This window comes from Thermaerobacter litoralis (assembly GCF_054654595.1).
In genome coordinates, this window is the sequence record NZ_BAAIES010000009.1 from 99,775 (window position 1) to 118,123 (window position 18,349).

Here is an 18,349-nt window from a genome sequence, read left to right on the forward strand (position 1 = left end):
GAGGACGCGCCGAACTCAGGCTTCAACCCGGCTTGCGAACCGGTCAAGGATCACGCCCCAGCCCCCCGCAAAGGCCCGCTCGGTGGCTGCACCCGTCTCGCCGAGTTCGTCCCAGCCCCGGTGCTCCAATTCCACCCGGGTGCCGTCGCCCTCGGGGAAGAACCGGACCTCCACCTGGGTCGGACCCGCCCAGTTGGCCTGGTTCCACGTGAACACCACCCGGTGGGGCGGCTCGTAGACCAGAACGCGGCCGATCTCGTGCTCTTCGCCGTCCCGGAACCGCTCGTAGAAGCGGCCGCCGGCCTGGCCCTCAAGGACCAGATCGGCGCTGCGGTCGCCGCCGTAGGAGAACTGGTCCAGCGGCCACCACTGGCCGATGCCGGCCGTAAACCGGGTAAAGACGGCCTCCACGGGCCCGCGGACGACGACGCTGCGTCGAATCATCCCTCACCGTCCCCCTCGACGTGGCGGCGAAAGCGCTCAAGGGCAACGTCCCATGCTCTGGCCACCTGGTCCAGCCAGTCCCGGACCTCCGCCAACCCTTCCCGGCGCAACCGGTACAGCCTCCGGCGCCCCGATTTTTCAACCTCGACCAGACCCGCAGCCGTGAGGACGGCCAGGTGCTTGGACACCGCCGGCCGGCTGATGGGCAGCGGCCGGGCCAGGGTGACCACGTCCTTGGGCCCCGACCGGAGCACCGTGATGATGTGGCGCCGCGTCGGATCCGCCAGGGCCGCGAACTTGCGATCGAGATCCATGGCGCAACGGTAACCCAGTGGTTACCCGTTCGTCAAGCCCCCTCCCCAGCAACGACCCCCTCACCGGCAGGAACCGTCCCCCTGGCCGCCGTAACCGGTTGGCAACAGGCCAGGCGGCCGGCGCAGCGGGTGGATCCTGGGGAACGCCCGGGCAGGCGCCCGCCGCGCCCCACCGGCCGGCCGGATCGCCATCACGGGGGGATGCGCGATGGGGCACACCGAGGTCGAGGTGGCGGGGCCCGAGCCCGCCACGGGGGCACTGCTGGCGCAGCCGCCGGTGCCGCCGCGGAAGCTGTCGGGACGGCCCCTGTTCGAAGGGCCGAACCCGGCAGCAGCCTATGCCGCCTACCGGGCCTGGGCGGAAGCGGATCCGGACGTCTACTGGGCGGCCATCGCCGCCGAGCTGGAGTGGCTGGCACCCTGGACCCGGGTCCGCACCGGGGAGCTCCCTGACTTCCGGTACTTCGTGGGCGGGCTCACCAACGTCAGCCTCAACTGCATCGACCGCCACCTCAGGAACGGCCGGCGCAACCAGGCGGCCATCGTCTGGGAGGGAGAGCCGGGCGACCGGCGGGTGTGGACCTACCAGATGCTTCACGACGAGACATGCCGGCTGGCGCATGCTCTTCGGCGGGCCGGGATCGGCAAGGGCGACGTGGTGGCCATCTACCTCCCCAACCTGCCCGAGACCTTCGCCTCCATCCACGCCTGCTACCGCATCGGCGCCGTTTATAACGTGATCTTCTCGGGTTTCTCGCCCGACGCCATCCGCTCGCGCCTGGAAGATTCCCGGGCGCGGGTGGTGATCACCGCCGACGGCAGCTACCGCCGCGGGCGGCTCCTCCCCCTGAAGGAGACCCTGGACCGGGCCCTGGAAGGGCTCGACTTCGTCGAGCGGGTGGTCGTCGTGCGGCGGGCGGGGGCCGAGGTCCCCATGACCCCGGGACGCGACGTGTACTACGACGACTTTATCGCCGGCATGCCGGCCGACTTCCCGCCCGAGCCCCTGGAGGCAAACGAACCCGGGTTCATCATCTACACCAGCGGCACCACGGCGAAGCCCAAGGGCCTGGTCCACGCCGGGGTGGGCTTCCTGGTCGGCACCTACGCCAACGTCAAGTGGTCCCTCAACCTGCAACCCGGCGACATCTACTGGTGCACGGCCGACGTGGGCTGGCTGACCTTCCCCATCTTCGCCCTGGTGGGCGGCCTGGCCCACGGGGCGACCCACGTGGTCTACGAAGGCGCCCTGGACTACCCCGACCCCGGCCGGTTCTACCGGATGATCCAGCAGTACCGGGTCAACAAGGTCTTCACGGCGCCCACGGCCCTGCGGATGCTCAGCCGGGCGGGGGCCGGCTGGCCGCAGAAGTTCGACCTGCGCAGCCTCGAGCTTATCGCGCTGGTGGGCGAGCCGCTGGATCCCGAGACCTGGCTCTGGGTGCGGCGGCACGTGGGCGACGGCGCGGTGGAGATCAACAACACCTACGGCCAGACGGAGACGGGCACGGCGTGGATGTCGGGCATCGCCGGCGTCACGGCCTCACGGCCGGGCTCCTGCGGCCTGCCCCTGCCGGGCTACCGCTGCCAGGTGGTGGACGCCGAGGGCCGGCCGGTTCCTCCCGGGACCACGGGCTACCTGGTGATCACGGGCCCCTTCCCCTGCCTGGCGCGGACCATCTGGGGCGATCACCAGCGGTACCTGGACACGTACTTCGCCCGCTTCCCCGGGCGGTACTTCACGGGCGACGCCGCCATGTACGACGCCGACGGCCACCACTGGGTGCTGGGCCGGGTGGACGACGTGATCAACGTGGCGGGTCACCGACTGAGCACCATGGAGATGGAGAGCGCCCTGATCAACCACCCGCTGGTGGCCGAAGCGGCGGTGGTGGGCATGCCGGACCCCGTCAAGGGCACGGTGCCGGTGGTCTTCGCGGTGCTGCGGAGCGGCGTGACGCCGCCGCCGGACATCGAGGAACAGCTGCGGGAGGAGATCGCCCGCCGGATCAGCCCCATCGCCCGCCCGGCACGGGTGTACGTGGTCGACGCAATGCCGAAGACGCGCAGCGGCAAGATCATGCGCCGCCTGCTGCGGGAGGCCGTCACCTCCGGGCAGGTCACCGGCGACACCACGGCCCTGGAAGATCCCGAGGTGCTGGATCGAATCCTGGCGCGGGTGGAACCGGGGGCGGGAGGGCCCGCCTCGACCGCCTGACCGCCGGATGGAACGCGAGCGCGGGTACATGACCGGCGGGCACCGGCCGGGACCTGGCCGTGGGGTCAGGTCCCGCCTCTTTTCACTGGCCGGGGTTTCGCTCCGCCGGCCGGGTTTCAGCCTTGCGCCCCGGCGGCCCCGGCGCCCGCCTCCACTTCCAGTTCCTCCAATACCGCCACCGCCCGCCGCACGTGGGGAATGGTGATCGACCCGCCCACGATCAGGGCCACGCCGAAGATCTCGAAGAACTCGTCGCGGGTCACGCCTTCCTTGTGGCACTGGATCATGTGGTAGGTGATGCAGTCGTCGCAGCGCAGGACCAGTGAGGCCACCAGCCCCAGCATCTCCTTGACCTTGCTGGACAGGGCCCCCGGCCTATAGGCCTGCCCGTCCAGGTTGAAGAACCGGCGCACCACCAGGTTGTCGTGGGCCAGGATCTTCTCGTTCATCTCGCTGCGGAAACGGTGAAAGGCGTCGAGCCGCTCGCCCACGGCATCTCCCTCCCCGACCCGCCGGAAAGTGCCGCCGGCAGCCCCGGTTCGCCGGGCTCAGGTCAGGCGCCCCGGCATCCAGGCCTACCGGCATGCCCCGGCTCTGACCGGTAGATTACCGCACCCGCCCGGGGGGAGGAACCCAGCCCCTGCCGTCCAGCCGTTGACACCGCCCCACACCCGCTCTATGCTCAACGCCAGAAGCCACCGCCCCTGCCGCCGGCCGTGGCGGCCGGGCGGCACCCCGCAGGCCCGCTGCGCAGCCGTCGCGGCTTGGCGCAAGGGCAGCAAAAGCTGGCCTGTAGAAGCCGGGCGGTGGAACAGGCACCGCTGAAGCCGAGTCGCTACCAGGAAAGAAGGCTGTATCCGTGGCCCGATCCCTCACCCCTCCGGCGGCCTCGCGCCCGGGCGCCGGCCCCGAGGGCACCCATCCCCTGCAGGCCGCCGTAAGCCGGGGCCTGCGGTCGACCCTGCGGATCCTGGTCGACCTGGCCCGCACCATGATCCCCGCCATGATCGTGGTGATGATCCTGGACCGGAGCGGGTGGCTGGCGCGCATCGCCGGCCTGGCAGCACCCGCCATGGCCTGGTTCGGCCTGCCGGGCGGCACCGCCCTGGCCCTGCTCATCGGCAACACCGTGGGGCTCTACAGCGGCATCGCCGCCGCCATCCCGCTGGGGCTCGATTACAAGCAGTGGACGATCCTCGGCACCATGCTGGCCATCAGCCACGCCCACCCGGTCGAAGCCTCCATCATCGCCCGGGCGGGGGCCAACACCTGGACGGTGCTGGCGGCGCGGCTGCTGGCCTCGGCGGCGGCCGGGGCCCTGCTCAACCTGGTCCTCTAACGGGTTCGGGGTTCTGTCACGGGTTCCGGGGTGGACCCGGCTCCATCCGGGGAGGTTGGACCGATGTGGCTTCTGGACGCCATCGTCGACGGGATCGGTGAAGGGATCCTGCTCCTGCTGCGGATCGGCCTGTTCGTTGCCCCGGTGCTGATCCTTCTGGAGTGGGCACGGCTGACCGGCCGGCTCGACCGGACCACCCATCGCCTGGAACCCGTCTGCCGCCGCCTGGGACTGGCTCCGGAGCTGGCGCCTTCGTTGACGGTGGGCGCCGTGCTGGGGGTGATCCTGGGATCCGGCGTGGTCCTGGAGACCACCCGGGAGCAGCCGGTGCCCCGGGACCAGGTGACGTTGCTGTTCGTCTTCGTGGGCATCTTCCACGCCATGTTCGAGGAGACGGCGGCCATCTTCGCCTTCGGCGGCAACGGGCTCATCATGGTGACCACCCGGTTTGCCTTCGGCCTTGCGGCCTTCTGGGTGTACCGGCGCTGGCTTGCCCTGCGGCCGGCGGCCCTGGGCGGGCCGGTCCTCGCCCCCCATCCGGCGCGGCACCGGAGCTAGCGGTGGCCGGGACCCCTCCGGCCCCCCGGCCCGGCCTCCCGGCCCGGCGCCGCGCCCCGCCTCCGGGTCAGCCGGCCTTGCGCTGCTCGATCTCCCGCGCCAGGCCGCCGAAGAACTGGCCCATGATCATCTTCGCCACGCCGCCCAGCACCCGCTGGCCGATGCTGGCCACCGGCCCGCCCACCTGGGCTTCGCCCTGGTACTTCAGCAGGGTCCCGTCGCCCTGGGGTTCCAGGTCAAGCACCAGGGAGGCCCGCACGAAGCCGGGCCCGCCTTCCCCCTCGATGTTCAGGCGGTAGCGGTTCGGCGGTTCCTTGTCCTCGATGGCGATCCGGCCCTTGTACCTGCCGCGGATGGCCGCGATGCCCAGTTCCAGCTCGGCTTCGTAACGGTCTTCCGCCACCCGGGTCAGCTGCTTGCAGCCGGGCGTGCACCGGGCGAGGACGTCCTGGTCGTTGAGGCAGGCCCAGACGGTCTCCACGGGTGCGGCGATCTTCTGGCTTCCGGCAACCTGCATTCCTGGCACCCCCAAGCGCTGATCGAGCTGCAGCGGAGATTCGCCGGCGGAATTCGCCGGGGATGGGGCTCCCCTCCGGCGGCTGGCGTCACTGCCGTGCCAAGGGCTTTCGGTTTTCGGCAGAATCTTTCCTGCTGGGACGCCGTTGCCGGCCACCGCCCGTCAGGCCGCCCCTCCGGCTGCGCCCCCGCCGCCGGCCGCCCCCGCGGGAATGGCTGCAGGGCCCTGGGGCCGGTTCGTCCGCCGGCAGGCGATGATCTCGGCCATGATGGCCACCGCCATCTCCTCCGGCGTGCGGGCACCGATGTCGAGGCCGATGGGCGCGTGCAGCCGCTTGAGGGCGCCGTCCCCGACGCCCGCTTCCCGCAGGGCCGCCAGGCGACGCTCGTGGGTTCGCCGGCTCCCCATGACACCGATGTAGCCTGCGGGGGAGCGGAGGGCGGCCAGCAGGGCGGGAACATCGAACTTCAGGTCGTGGGTGAGGACGCAGACCGCATCCCGCGGCGTGATCCGGACACCGCTCAAGTACTCGTCGGGCCACTGGCGGGCGATGGCGTGGGCCGCGGGGATCCGCTCGGGGGTCGCAAAAGGCGACCGCGGGTCGCAGACGACGACCCGGTATCCCAGGAACCGGCCCGCCTCCGCCAGGGCGGCGGCGGGGTGCACGGCACCGATGACGTAGAGCACCGGCGGCGGCGCGAAGGGCTGGATGAACACGTCCGCCCCGGCCAGCTGCTCCCGGGCGGCCTCAGCCCGGGCGAGGAGCGCTCCCGCCCGCCGGGCCAGCTCCCCGTCAAGGCCGGGATCGCCGGACGAACCGGCCACGATCCGCGCCGGGCCGCCGGGCTCGGCCTCCTCGAAGAGCACCACCGCGCCGGACGGCACTGCACCCGCATCCGGCGCCCCGGCGCCGTCCCCCGCCGCGGCACCGAGCACCCGCGCCAGGGCCACCGCCTTCCCTGCGGCCAGCGCCCGCTGCAGGTGCCGCGCCACCTCCGGCCACGCCCCGCGGGCCGGTTCCACCCACACGCGGATGGTGCCGCCGCAGCTCAGGCCCACTTCGAAGGCGTCGTCGTCGGAGATGCCGAAGGTGACCAGGCGCGGCCGGCCGGCAGCCAGCACCTCCTGGGCCACCTCGATGACCGCCGGCTCGACGCAACCGCCCGACACCGAGCCGGCGATCTCGCCGCGGTCGCTGACGGCCATGGTGGTCCCCGCGTCCCGCGGCGCCTTGCGGATCACCTCGACCACCGTGGCCAGGGCCACGTCCCGGCCCGCGTCGAGCCACTCCACCACCCGGTCCAGCACGTCGCGCATGCCACGTCGCCTCCCGCTCGCGCCCTCAGACGGTGCGCCAGCTCCCAGCCGGGCGCCCGCCCGGCCCGCTCCGCCCAGCCGCGACGGCGCCCTAGCCCTCCCGGACGCGGGCCAAGACCAACCCATCGTAGGCCGGCAGCATCGTGCTGACCAGCCGGGGGTCCGTGGCGACCCGGCGGTTGAACCGCCGCATCGCCTCCACGGCGGGGGCGGCGTCCGCCGGGTCCGCGACCCGCCCGTGCATCAGGGCGTTGTCGGCCACCAGCAAGCCGCCGGGCCGAAGCAGGCGCAGGCTCCACTCCAGGTAGTCGGGGTAGTGTTGTTTGTCGGCATCGATGAAGACGAGGTCGAAGGAAGGATGCGCTGGCTCCGCCACCAGGGCCGGCATGAGGGTGAGGGCGTCGCCGACGCGAATCTCGACCCGGTCGGCGAGGCCGGCCGCCGCCACGTGGGCGTGGGCGACCCGGGCATAATCGGGGTTCTTCTCCAGGGAAATCAGCCGGCCCCCCGGCGGCAGGCCGCGGGCGAGGCAGATGGCGCTGTAACCGGCAAGGGCGCCGATCTCCAGCACCCGGCGGGCCCCGCTGGCCGCCACCAGCAGAGTCAGCAGGCGGCCGTATGCGGGGCGGATGGCGATGTCCGGCATGCCCTGGGCCTCCATGCCGGCTCGTACCCGCTCCAGGTCGGGATCGGGCGGGTACAGGGACTCCAGGTACCGGACGTCCCGCTCGGACGGCAGCACGGGCGCCTCCCCCTCTCGGCGGCCGCACCGATCACCGGCCGTACCCTGCGGCCGCACCGACCGGCGGTACCCGTCAACACCGACCCCGCCGGTGAAGACGGGTGCCTTGCCCCCATCGTACCACCGCGGCAGGGCAGTGGTGCGCCTTCTGTTGACGCGGCCCCTGCCGGGTTCCCGGATGTTCGTCGACGTCTTGCGTGGGTAGGTGTTCCCCGCCTCGTGCTGCCGCGGCCGAGCATCGACGGGCGGAAGAGCCCGGGGTGACGGGATGCGAAGCGGAAGGCCCCCCGCGGGCCACTGCGGTCGACGGGCCGGTCGACGGGCCCCCGCCGAACCCCTCGCTCCCACCGCCGGCCGGGGGCAGGAGCCCCATCTCCCGCGTTGAACTCTCGCTTGCCGGTACGGGGCACCGCCGCCCTCACCCCGTTCACCCCGCCCCGGCGGCACCTTCACCCCTTAAACCGATTAAACCGAAAGGAGGAAGGCCGGTCATGTCCCACAAGCTTCGCTGGCTCGGCCATGCCGGCTGGGAGCTGACCACGGCCGGCGGCAAGGTCATCCTGTTCGACCCCTGGATCAACGGCAACCCCAAGGCCGCCGCCCGCATCGAGGACCTGAAGGCCGACTACATCCTGATCACCCACGACCACTTCGACCACGCCAGCGACGTGGTGGCGGTCCAGAAGCAGACCGGCGCCACGGTGATCCTGCAGCCGGAGACGGCCGAACGCTACCAGAAGGAAGGCCTGCCGGGCGACAAGTGCATCGGGATGAACATCGGCGGCTCGGTGGAGCTGGGCGGCGTCGTGGTCACCATGACCGAGGCCTATCACTCCAGCGAGACCGGTGAGCCGGCCGGGTACATCGTCACCCTGGAGGACGGCAAGCGGGTCTACGACGCCGGTGACACGGGCATCCACTGCAACATGGCCACCTGGGCCGAACTGTATCCCCTGGACGTGGCCATCCTGCCCATCGGCAGCCACTTCACCATGGACCCGCGGCAGGCGGCCCACGCCCTGACCTTCCTCAAGCCCCGGCTGGCCGTCCCCCAGCACTACGGCACCTTCCCGCTGCTGGTGCAGAGCGCCGACGACTTCGTCCGCTTCGCCCGGCAGAAGGCGCCCGGGGTCGAGGTCATGGTGCTGGAGCCGGGCGGAAGCTTCGAGTTCTAACGCTTCGGGTTTTAACTCCTGGTGGAGCCGGTGGGGGCGCCGGACCGGTGGAACCCCGGTACGGGCACCACCGCGGCGGGCGATGAGCCCGGCGCGGGGCGGAGCTCCCGTACCGGAGGGAAGCTTCCGGCACCCCACCGGCACGCCCGCTTTGCCAGGCGCTGTGCCCCCCGGGCCACGGCAAAGCACGACCACCCGGGGCAAAGCGCTGCCGTCCGGGGCTAAGGACTACCGTCCGCGCGGCTCAAGGCTCGCGGGGGGAGGAAGGCGGCCCGTCCCCCGGGCGCCCGGCCGAACCCGGCACCACCACCGGCTCCCCGCAAGCCGCGGTGCCCCCCTCTGCCTCCAGCCGGTGGACCACCGCCGGCAGCGCCTGCTCGGCCGGGGCCGCCACCACCACCTCGGCATCCAGGGCCGGGTGCGGGTTGACCTCGGCCAGCACGGCCCCCGCCTTGCGCGCCCAGCGGGGCAGGCTGGCGGCCGGTTCGACCTCGGCGGAGGTGCCCACCACCAGCAGAAGGCCGGCCGTCTGAACCTCCGCCCACGCCTGGAGGAAGGCATACTGGGGCAGTTCCTCGCCGAAGAAGACGATGTCAGGCTTCAACCAGCCCCCGCACCAGCAGCGGTGGCCGCCACCGCCCGGCAGTCCCGCCAGCCGCCGCACGATCTCGGCCGCGTAGCGGCTCCCACAGTCCATGCACACCACGCGCCGGAAGTTCCCGTGCAGCTCGATGACGTTCCGGCTGCCGGCCGCCTGGTGCAGGCCGTCGATGTTCTGGGTGATCACGGCCCGGAGGCAGCCCATTTCCTCAAGCCGCGCCAGGGCCTGATGGGCCCGGTTGGGGCGGGCTTCCGCCAGGGCGTCGTAAAGCTCGTCCAGCATGGACCAGACGCGCTCCGGGTCCCGGCGGAAGGCATCGATGTGGGCAAACTCTTCCGGGTCGAACCGGCTCCACAGGCCGTCGCGGCCGCGGAAGGCGGGGATGCCGCTGGCCACCGACACCCCCGCCCCCGTCAGGGCGACGGCCCGCCCGCGGTGCTGTTCCAGCAGGCGAGCCAGCTCGGCGACCGGGTCCCCGGGCTTGAGGCCCGGCGGTTCGGTCCGGCGCCGTTCCATGTCGACAACCCTCCCCGTGACGCACCGCCGGCCCGGCCCGGGTGCGGTCCCTTGCCCTATCCCGGGCGCACCGGGCCGTGCCCCCGTCGCCATCTTCTCCCAGGCTGTCCCGCGGTCCCGTCACTCGAGCCCGCCGAAGCCGATGGGACGCGGCCTGCGCCCCTCGCCGCTCACCACCACGCAGCGGATCCGGAAGGCGGGGAGCCACACGGTGGCCTCACCGTGCAGCTGGCCCGATTCCAGGCCCAGGACCTCGGCCAGGGAGTTCGCTCCCTGGGCCCCTTCCACCTTGTCGACGGCCTTGACGGGCAGCAGGATCCCCCCGTTGTGCCAGGCTCCCGCCTGCAGGCGGGCGTGGAGGCGGTGGCCGCCCTCCAGCACCACGATGGCGGGGACGCCCGGCAGGTCAGGGTCGACCAGGGGCACGATCTCGTCCAAGTCCGTTCCCTCCCGCGAAAGGCTCGGGCGTGGTGCCCTGCGCCCTGGCTTGCCACCCGGCCCCCCGAACACCTCGGCCGCAGTGTCGGCCCGGGCCGCAACCCAGGGGGCCCGGGCCTCACGCCCGGCTGGTCCAGCCGGGGTGCACCGCCGGGCTGAGGGGCTCGCCGGCGGCCGGACGGGTCACCATGGGCTCGCCCCACTTGCCCGGGTTCATCAGGTCGAGGGGATCCAGGGCCCCCTTGATCTTGCGGATCACGTCCAGCGCCGGGCCGTACTCGTCGGCCAAAAGCGGCAGCAGCTTCAGCCCCGTGCCGTGGAGGCACTCCATGTTGCCGCCCCGGGCCTGGGCCATGCGCAGCAGATCGTGCATCAGCGACTCCATGGCCGCCGCATCCTCGGCCGTCCAGGGGGCTTCCCAGGCGTCCCCGCCGGCCTCTTCGGCCGCGGCGCTGACCAGCAAGGAGAACACTTCAGGGCGGCCCCACAAGCCCGTCTCTCCGGCGCGGAAGCGGGGGTCCTGGGCGATGCGGGCCAGGGCCTCGCGCCGGAAGGGGATGACCTGGCTGGCCGGCAAAGCCAGATTGATGTAGTCGAAGGCGCCCTGCTGCCAGCGCCGCCGCGCATCACGGGCCTGCACCACGGGCAGGGCGAATTCTTCGGCGATTTCGTGGCGCCGCTCCCAGAAGCGGCGGGCCGGTTCGTCCCCCAGGTCCCGGGCGCCGAACTGGCGGGCGATGCGGGCGGCCGCCGCGGCCCGGCCGCGGGCCTCCTCCGCCAGCCCGAAGAACCCCAGATGCAGAAGGCCCGTGCGGCCCAGGTCGTCCTCGTAACCCGGCTCCAGTTCTACCGCTGCAGGCACGTCGTCGGTGAAGTCGAGCAGGTCCGGGATGACCCCGGCCCGCCACATGGCCCGCACGGCCTCAAAGCCGGGGTCGAAGCCCCGGAAGCGGTAACTCCGGAAGAGCATGACCTCGGGCACGCCCACGGCCCGGATCCAGGCCCGGGTGACGATGCCCAGGGTCCCCTGGCTGCCGGCGAAGAGCGCCCGCAGGTCGGGACCCGCCGGAGGCTTGGGGACAGGCCGGGTCCGCACCACCTGCCCGCCGGGCAGCACCACCTCCAGGGCCACCACCTGCTGGCCCATGCTGCCCCAGCGACCGGCCAGGTAGCCGACCCCGTCGGTGCCGATGGCGCCGCCCACGGTGGCGATGCCCACGCTCCAGGGGTCGTGGGCCAGGGCCAGGCCGTGGCGCCGCAGGGCCGCATCGACGGCGGCCAGGGTCGCACCGGCGCCGGCCTCGGCCAGCAGGTCGTCGGGATGCACCACCACGTCGTCGAGCCGCGTCAGGTCGACCACCACCGCCGGCTGCTGCGGAACCGCCGACCCCATCACCCCGGTGCCGCCGCCCCGGGGCACCAGGGGGATGCGGTGGCGCTCCGCCCAGAGGACCAGTTGCCGGACCTCCCCGGTGTCACCGGGGCGCACCACCGCCAGCGGGCGGCGGGCCTGCCGGCCCGTTCGTCCGAGCCGGTAGCCGCCGGCGAAGTCCATGGCGGCCCATTCCAGGTCGTGGGGGTCGACGCTCACGTGGTGGGCTCCCACCAGGTCGCAAAGCTCTCGACGCAGCGCTTCGGGTAAGGCAACCGGTTCCGTCCCACGGGAACCCTCGCCATCCATGCCGATCCCTCCGCTTACCGCTATCTTTACCTTAATCCGGGAGCGGGCTGCCAGGGCAAGAGGTGGTGCCGGGCTCAACCTGGTGGCCTACCGCCCCATTGCCCTTCGAGCGGGAGGAACCGGCAGGCGGGGCGCTGGTCCGCCGCCGGGGCCAAGTCAGCCCAAGCTTAGCCCAGGCCGTGGACTCGCCGTGTTTCGGCAATCTGGGCAATGTGGTGCAAGGCATGGCTGGCCAGCATGGCGATCAGTTCGCGAGCCGTCATCGGAGCACCCAGGGTCGGCTCCACGGCGCCGTCCAGCGCTTCCGGCCGGTGACGCACCAGGGCCGCCACGTGGTGGCGGATGGAAGCGATCAGGGCGAGGGACGGCTCGATGGGCCGGTGGGCGTGGTCCAGGCGCTCGACCCAGATGTCCTGGTCATAGGGGTTGTTGTTGTACGGGCGGCCCGGCTCGGCCAGGCACATCAAGATGCGGATCAGACTTGATGCATCGGAATCGGCGATGTGGTGGACGATCTGCCGGATCGTCCACTTGCCGGGGGCCCGGGCCAGGTCCAGCTGGTCGCCGGTCAGGCCGGCAAGGGCTTGGCTGAGGCGATCGGGCGCGCTGGTGTAGATGACCAGCAACTCCTCATCGGTCCATTCCGGCCCCTGCCAGAAGGACAGCCGGTGACCGTCGGGATCTTGCAGCCCGAGGACAAGGCTCCCGTCCGGCGCCTGCTCCGGCGGTGGAACCGGCAGGCCCTGATCGCGCAGCCGGTGAACAAAGGCCTCCAGGTTGCCTCCAGGAGCCCCCAGATAGAGCTGCCGGCCTTCGGCCAGTTCTTCAAAGACCTCATGGAGCCAGGGTGTGGCGTCGACGCCGGGCAGCGCCAGGGTGAAGGGATGCCCATCGACAGGGTCGACCACAGCCACGCCCGCTTCGGGATCGTAGGTGCAGATGCGGAAGCCCAGTTGCCGGTAAAAACGGACCGACCGGTCCAGGTCCTGGACGCGCAGCAGCGCCAGGGACGGCCGAACAGACGACATGGAATCCCCTCCTTGCCGCACGGCACCGTGGACCTGGAAGAACCGGCCCTGCCACCCTGTCCCTGGGGCCCTGCGGCGTCGATAGAGGGATGGTTCGGCGGATCCGGTCGTGATACCTTTGCAGGTAATACCCCCGCCACCGGACACCCCGGAGGACAGCACCGGGTGCCGGCTGCGACAGCGCCTGCGGGAAGGAGAGGGGGGGCCTGCTACCCGCCCCAGGGGAGGCTGCACTGTGGATCCTTCCGCCTTGTTGCTGCCCGTCGCCTTTCAGGGCGAGCGGGGCGCCTTCAGCGAAGTGGCGGTTCGTGCTTACTTCGGGCCGGATGCCGAGCCCGTGCCCTGCCCGGCCTTCGCCGACGCCTTCGACCGCCTGGTGGCGGGGGCCGTGGCGGCTGCCATGCTGCCGGTGGAAAACTCCTACGCCGGCGACGTGGGCGAGGTGTACGACCTGCTGCGCCGGTACCCCGTGCGGGTCCGAGGTGAGCTGCAGCTGCCCGTCCGCCACTGCCTGCTGGCGCTACCCGGCACCCGGCTCGGCGACCTGCGGGCCGTCCGGTCCCATCCCCAGGCACTGGCCCAGTGCCGCGAGTTCCTCCACCGCCACGGCCTCATCGCCGAACCGGTCTACGATACCGCCGCCGCGGCCCGGCAGGTGGCGGAAGCCGGCCGCCGGGACCTGGCGGCCATCGCCTCCCACCAGGCCGCCGCCTACTACGGCCTTGAGGTGCTGGCCGAAGACATCCAGGACTCGGCCGGTAACGTGACCCGGTTCTTCCACCTGGAACGGGACGAACCGGCCGTCGCGGCGCCAGCGGAACCGGCGAACCCGCCCGGCCTGCGCCGCTGGCAGGGCCCCCAGGGCCTGGATGCTGCCGGCATGCAGGCCGGGACGGCGGATCCGAAGGAAGGGGAGGGTCCTGGTACCGGACAGCGCCGCCCCGCAGGGCCCGGGACCCCTGGCCTGCCGGCGGGCAGCCGGCTGGTCCCGGGCCAGATCAAGACGTCCCTGCTGTTCGTCGGTGAGGATCGTCCGGGCGCGCTCTACCGCTGCCTGGGCGCCTTCGCCCGGCGGGAGATCAACCTGACGAAGCTGACGGCCCGGCCGGAACCTGGCGGGTCTTGGCAGTACATGTTCTTCGCCGACCTGGAGGGAAGCCTGGAGGAACCGCGGGTGCGGGAGGCGATCGAGGAGCTGCGGCGGCAGGCGACCTACGTCCGCATCATGGGTAGCTACCGCGTGTGGCAGGTCCATGATGCTGACGCCGGGCATTGACACCTGCAAGTCCTCGACCGTTGAGGCCCGACCGGTCCGGGGTCCAGGGCCGGGCCAGGATCGGGCAAGGGTCGGGCATGGCGTCACCACGCCGCGGCCGTTGCCGGCCCTGGCCACCGGGGCGCCTTCCCAACCGTGTGGTGGGGCCTGGCCGATGTATCCGTCACCAGGATGGGTCCGTCACCACGGGGTCATGGAACCGACATTCTGCCGTAAGATGGTTCCGGTACCATGCCAGAAGCGATCAACTCCGGAGGGTCTGCGTGGTCATGGGCCAGAGCGTCAAGGGGCGTGCGATGAAATCGCTGGTTCAGGGGCTGTCATCACTGTTTTTGGGGATGGCGCTCATCTTCTTCATTAGCCCGCTGCTCGTCTACTGGTTCGTCCACGGCGATCCGGAGCGGTACCTGTGGATCATCCGCGGACCCTACCCCTTTAGCCATCTGGGCAGCGGACCGTTCCAACTGGCTGTGGGCCTCTTGCTGATCGCCGCCGGGGTGGGGAGCCTGATCCTGTCCCGGGTGTTCGCCAGGATGGCCCGGTGAACCGGCTCGGGCCCTCTTGGACCCCTCCCGGACAGAACGTCCCCGTGGAGGCCGGGGGGACCTGCGTCCTTTCGCAAGACACGCGGCAGACGCCCTTGGGTCCAGTCCCCGTCCGGGGCTCTCATCCTTGACAAGCGGTGGCTAGGGAACGACAAGCATCCCGCAGGTGGCGGTTTCTCCTCATCTCACCCGCCGTCGTACCCACCAGAGTGATCCGACAATAACTGCCAGCGCACCCGCTCCAAATCCGGCCCATACCGGATTCGGCATAGCATGCTCGGGTTCTGAACTAACACCGGTAGGCCCACCAACAGCACCCTTATCAGAAGACGACTGTATTCTCTGTCGAACCTCACTCACCAAGCGCTCCATATCCACGACTTGCGACGAGGGAAGATTATACATGCTTATGTCACGCATGGGCGCAAACCGGCTGTTGCCACGGCTGTCGACCCCCACAAGACCAACTATTCTATGTCCCTCGTCATAGACCAATCGCATTTGCCCAGTAATACCATTGGCCACAAGCATCCGTTGAGCCTCTCGTACGTCATTCGCAAACCGCGAGTCACTTGATACCTCAATAATCTTCCACTCATCACCGACCCTTTGTGCCCATGCGATGCCAACCGGATTTGCATTCACGTAAATTGGGAAAATATGGAGGCTTGGATAGGGCTTAATGATGTCATCCACGTCCGTTGATGCGTCGATAACACCTTGCTCAGAGACATAGTGGACGCGAAAGCCCTCGCCGAAAGTTACGTTATCCGCATCACTCAGTTTTGTAAGCCCAAAATGTTGCGGTTCGCTTGCCAACACAACCCGCACATATGGGATGTCGTCCTTAATGCCCTGGACAACATCAGGCGGTGCGTCAGCGTACGTCGTGTTTACAACTGCAAAGACTGCCACTGCCACTGCCACCAGCACAGCAATGCGAGTAACGCCTGAGGTTAACCGCCACATATTTTCACCTCGATTGCGAAAAGCGCTCCATCCGCTCGTCCCGTTCAGCACATACACGGGAGACCTCGCTCTTGCTCACCCGTCACTTCGATTTGTTCGCGAACCTCGGCCTCCCTGGCCTCCTGCACGAACCAGCACCAGCATCAGCGCCGGAATGGTTAAAACAATACCTCATTCGGAACGATTATTCCTTCCTCAGATCGATTATTTCTGCCATAGAGGCTTGTTTCACGAACTCCGAAAACAGAACCCCTCGCTGTAGCACAAGGCGACAAGGGAGCCCACCGACTCAGCGCACAAATCACCTTGGAGTCGGTTAGTGGAGGCGAGTGATAGATATCACGCCTGAGTCGTTTCGACGCATATGACTTGCATTTGACCCGTTCGAGTAAGCGGCCGGCGCCTGGCACCGCCTTGATCTGCTCGAACACCGGCTCGACGGTCTGGAGCAACACGAGGAGTGGCTGGCCTCCCGACGCGACTTCAGATCCGAGTCGATGGCGAATGCCGAAGGGCCGGGTTCCTCCCCGGCCCTTCCCACGTCCGCTGCGCTGCGGCACACCCCTCTTCGCCGATTCTGGTATACCTCGGTTGGGTTGGATTCCCGCGGTCCCGTCCTGCCGGCTTTCTCCGCGGTGCATCCGAGACTGCCCATCCGTCGGGCCCGGGACCGCAGTGGGCACCCGATCGGCGTTACGAGCCGCCCCTGCCGCCCGGCGTTGCCTCATGCCCCCCTGGCTGCCCGGGGCACCTCCTCGAACTGTTCCTCCTCCGTCGACCCCTTGAGCGCCAGGGTCGACGACTGCCCGCCCGAGATGACCTCCGAGACCCGATCGAAGTAGCCCGTCCCCACCTCGCGCTGGTGCCGGGTGGCGGTGTAGCCGAGTTCCTCCATCTCGAACTCCCGCTGCTGCAGCTTGACGTAGGCGGTCATGCCGGTGCGGGCGTAGCCGTGGGCCAGCTCGAACATGGAGGCGTTGAGGGCGTGGAAACCCGCCAGGGTGATGAACTGGAACTTGTAGCCCATCGCGGCCAGTTCCCGCTGGAAGCGGGCGATGGTGTCGTCGTCCAGGTGGCGCTTCCAGTTGAAGGACGGCGAGCAGTTGTAGGCCAGAAGCTTGCCCGGGAACTGGCGGTGGATCGCCTCGGCAAACTGGCGCGCCTCCTCGAGATCGGGCTTGGCCGTCTCGAACCACAGGAGGTCGGCGTAGGGCGCGTAGGCCAGGCCGCGGGCGATGGCCGCCTCGATCCCGTTGCGCACCCGGAAGTAGCCCTCGGGCGTCCGCTCGCCGGTGATGAACGGCTGATCATAGGGGTCGACGTCGCTGGTCAGCAGCGTGGCCCCCAGGGCGTCGGTGCGGGCGATCAGGATCGTGGGCACGCCGCACACGTCGGCCGCCAGGCGCGCGGCGGTCAGGGTGCGGATGAACTGGCTGGTGGGCACCAGCACCTTGCCGCCCATGTGGCCGCACTTCTTCTCGGAGGCCAGCTGGTCTTCGTAGTGGACCCCGGCCGCCCCGGCCTCGATCATGGCCTTCATCAGCTCGAAGGCGTTGAGCGGCCCGCCGAAGCCCGCCTCGGCGTCGGCCACGATGGGGGCGAGCCAGTGGATGGAGTCGTCCCCCTCGGACCAGTGGATCTGGTCGGCCCGGCGGAGGGCGTTGTTGATCCGCCGGATCACCGCCGGCACGCTGTTGGCGGGGTAGAGGCTCTGGTCGGGGTACATCTGCTCGGCCAGGTTGGCGTCGGCGGCCACCTGCCAGCCGCTGAGGTAGATGGCCTTGAGCCCTGCCTTCACCATCTGCACCGCCTGGGCCCCGGTCAGGGCACCGAGGGCGGCCACGTAATCCTCGCTGTGGAGGAGCTGCCACAGCCGTTCCGCGGCCTGGCGGGCCAGACTGTACTCGACCCGGATCGAACCCCGCAGGCGGACCACGTCCTCGGCCGAGTAGTTGCGCCGGATGCCCTGCCAGCGGGGACTGGTCCGCCACTCCTCCTCCAATTGGGCGGCCTCCTGCCGGATCCGCTCCTCCAGGGGCCGCCGGTCGGGGTGTGGCGGTGCCGCCGAGCCGGCCGGCTCCCCGGCCCTGGGCTTGCCGTTGCGGATGCTCACGGGGATCCCTCCCGGTGGGTGTGGGTGAGAACTGTTCCCTTACCACGTACGGCGGGAGGGGTGACAGAGGCAATGGCCCGCCGGCAAACGGTGGTCCTGGCTCACCGAAGGGGCCGGGAACGGGGGCGGACGGCAAGGGCTACGGTCCCGGCCCCGGCCCGCGCCTTTGCTGGCGGTGCCCTCGTTCTGCATCCCCTCCCGGCCCCGGCCCGTCCTGAGCACCCGACCCTCTCGGTCTTGCGCACCCAGCCCTCCCGACCCTGAGCATCCAACCCTCGGGCGCCGAACCATCCAACCCTCAGGCGCCGAACATTAACAAACCTTAACCCTGCATCCTTCGGTGGAGTGGGTTGACACCCCCGTAGCCGGTGTTATAATCCAGGTCAAACCTGACACGGACACCCAGCATCTCGATGGAGAGCGGTCCGAGTCGGTTTGGGAAGTGCGCCTAGGGTTCCGCACCGGCGTTGTGGCGGCCCACTGCGTCCCCGGGGTTCCGGGGACCTGGCGGACCCGTCATCCGGGTCGCGGGGAGACCGGTCTCAACGGTCTCCGGAA

Annotated in this window: 18 protein-coding genes; 6 read left to right on the forward strand and 12 right to left on the reverse strand. The window is 70.4% G+C overall.

Translation table 11 applies throughout. The annotated features are described in order from the left end of the window. Positions 1 to 15 precede the first annotated feature (15 nt). Together ACYQ02_RS07595 and ACYQ02_RS07600 are read right to left on the reverse strand one after the other, a co-directional pair. On the reverse strand, positions 16 to 444 hold the full coding sequence (locus ACYQ02_RS07595) for an SRPBCC domain-containing protein (RefSeq protein ID WP_460039854.1): 429 nt from the start codon (positions 442 to 444) through the stop codon (positions 16 to 18). Next, positions 441 to 758, reverse strand: a complete 318-nt coding sequence (locus tag ACYQ02_RS07600; protein WP_116900173.1) for an ArsR/SmtB family transcription factor — start codon at positions 756 to 758, stop codon at positions 441 to 443. The genes ACYQ02_RS07595 and ACYQ02_RS07600 overlap by 4 nt, the downstream gene beginning before the upstream one ends. Positions 759 to 966: 208 nt before the next feature. Between ACYQ02_RS07600 and acs the strand changes: the two genes are divergently transcribed. Further along, complete coding sequence (gene acs / locus ACYQ02_RS07605; RefSeq protein ID WP_460039855.1) at positions 967 to 2,976, forward strand: acetate--CoA ligase; 2,010 nt, start codon at positions 967 to 969, stop codon at positions 2,974 to 2,976. A 116-nt stretch (positions 2,977 to 3,092) separates the two neighbouring features. Here acs and ACYQ02_RS07610 read toward each other — a convergent pair whose 3' ends face one another. Then, positions 3,093 to 3,467 (reverse strand): carboxymuconolactone decarboxylase family protein, encoded by a 375-nt coding sequence (locus ACYQ02_RS07610; protein WP_460039856.1) that lies wholly within the window; start codon positions 3,465 to 3,467, stop codon positions 3,093 to 3,095. A gap of 368 nt (positions 3,468 to 3,835) precedes the next feature. On the opposite strand from ACYQ02_RS07610, the gene ACYQ02_RS07615 reads away from it, so the two are divergent. Both ACYQ02_RS07615 and ACYQ02_RS07620 read left to right on the forward strand, forming a co-directional pair. Beyond that, positions 3,836 to 4,315, forward strand: a complete 480-nt coding sequence (locus tag ACYQ02_RS07615) for a nucleoside recognition domain-containing protein (protein ID WP_040826236.1) — start codon at positions 3,836 to 3,838, stop codon at positions 4,313 to 4,315. 63 nt (positions 4,316 to 4,378) lie between these two features. After that, positions 4,379 to 4,873 (forward strand): hypothetical protein, encoded by a 495-nt coding sequence (locus ACYQ02_RS07620; protein WP_040826234.1) that lies wholly within the window; start codon positions 4,379 to 4,381, stop codon positions 4,871 to 4,873. 67 nt (positions 4,874 to 4,940) lie between these two features. On the opposite strand, the gene ACYQ02_RS07625 is transcribed toward ACYQ02_RS07620, so the two are convergent. From ACYQ02_RS07625 to ACYQ02_RS07635, 3 genes are all read right to left on the reverse strand, one after another. Beyond that, on the reverse strand, positions 4,941 to 5,390 hold the full coding sequence (locus tag ACYQ02_RS07625) for an SRPBCC family protein (RefSeq protein ID WP_460039857.1): 450 nt from the start codon (positions 5,388 to 5,390) through the stop codon (positions 4,941 to 4,943). A gap of 162 nt (positions 5,391 to 5,552) precedes the next feature. After that, positions 5,553 to 6,707: an XdhC family protein gene (locus ACYQ02_RS07630; RefSeq protein ID WP_460039858.1), complete on the reverse strand. Its 1,155-nt coding sequence runs from the start codon at positions 6,705 to 6,707 to the stop codon at positions 5,553 to 5,555. A 91-nt stretch (positions 6,708 to 6,798) separates the two neighbouring features. Next, complete coding sequence (locus tag ACYQ02_RS07635; RefSeq protein WP_460039859.1) at positions 6,799 to 7,449, reverse strand: O-methyltransferase; 651 nt, start codon at positions 7,447 to 7,449, stop codon at positions 6,799 to 6,801. Between the two features lie 491 nt (positions 7,450 to 7,940). Here ACYQ02_RS07635 and ACYQ02_RS07640 point away from each other — a divergent pair, with 491 nt between their 5' ends. Then, entirely contained in the window at positions 7,941 to 8,624 is a 684-nt protein-coding gene (locus ACYQ02_RS07640) for a metal-dependent hydrolase (protein WP_006903361.1), read from the forward strand. Between the two features lie 244 nt (positions 8,625 to 8,868). Here ACYQ02_RS07640 and ACYQ02_RS07645 read toward each other — a convergent pair whose 3' ends face one another. From ACYQ02_RS07645 to ACYQ02_RS07660, 4 genes are all read right to left on the reverse strand, one after another. After that, entirely contained in the window at positions 8,869 to 9,741 is an 873-nt protein-coding gene (locus tag ACYQ02_RS07645; RefSeq protein ID WP_460039860.1) for an SIR2 family NAD-dependent protein deacylase, read from the reverse strand. Positions 9,742 to 9,861: 120 nt separating this feature from the next. Next, the gene (locus ACYQ02_RS07650; protein WP_116900165.1) at positions 9,862 to 10,179 is read right to left on the reverse strand and encodes a hypothetical protein; all 318 of its coding nucleotides are present in this window, start codon (positions 10,177 to 10,179) and stop codon (positions 9,862 to 9,864) included. Between the two features lie 118 nt (positions 10,180 to 10,297). Next, positions 10,298 to 11,860 (reverse strand): FAD-binding oxidoreductase, encoded by a 1,563-nt coding sequence (locus ACYQ02_RS07655; RefSeq protein ID WP_460039861.1) that lies wholly within the window; start codon positions 11,858 to 11,860, stop codon positions 10,298 to 10,300. Between the two features lie 167 nt (positions 11,861 to 12,027). Then, on the reverse strand, positions 12,028 to 12,888 hold the full coding sequence (locus tag ACYQ02_RS07660; protein ID WP_460039862.1) for a DinB family protein: 861 nt from the start codon (positions 12,886 to 12,888) through the stop codon (positions 12,028 to 12,030). Positions 12,889 to 13,123: 235 nt separating this feature from the next. Between ACYQ02_RS07660 and ACYQ02_RS07665 the strand changes: the two genes are divergently transcribed. Both ACYQ02_RS07665 and ACYQ02_RS07670 read left to right on the forward strand, forming a co-directional pair. Next, on the forward strand, positions 13,124 to 14,164 hold the full coding sequence (locus ACYQ02_RS07665) for a prephenate dehydratase (RefSeq protein WP_460039863.1): 1,041 nt from the start codon (positions 13,124 to 13,126) through the stop codon (positions 14,162 to 14,164). Between the two features lie 296 nt (positions 14,165 to 14,460). Next, positions 14,461 to 14,709, forward strand: coding sequence for a hypothetical protein (locus ACYQ02_RS07670; RefSeq protein ID WP_460039864.1), 249 nt, complete (start codon positions 14,461 to 14,463; stop codon positions 14,707 to 14,709). Between the two features lie 180 nt (positions 14,710 to 14,889). Here the strand turns inward: ACYQ02_RS07670 and ACYQ02_RS07675 are convergent, their stop codons facing one another. Both ACYQ02_RS07675 and aceA read right to left on the reverse strand, forming a co-directional pair. Beyond that, positions 14,890 to 15,735 carry a hypothetical protein gene (locus tag ACYQ02_RS07675; protein WP_460039865.1) on the reverse strand — a complete coding sequence of 282 codons (846 nt, stop codon included), beginning with the start codon at positions 15,733 to 15,735 and terminating at the stop codon, positions 14,890 to 14,892. Between the two features lie 667 nt (positions 15,736 to 16,402). Continuing rightward, a complete protein-coding gene (gene aceA, locus ACYQ02_RS07680) occupies positions 16,403 to 17,791 on the reverse strand; it encodes an isocitrate lyase (RefSeq protein WP_460039866.1) in 1,389 nt (462 codons plus the stop codon). Positions 17,792 to 18,349 lie beyond the last annotated feature (558 nt).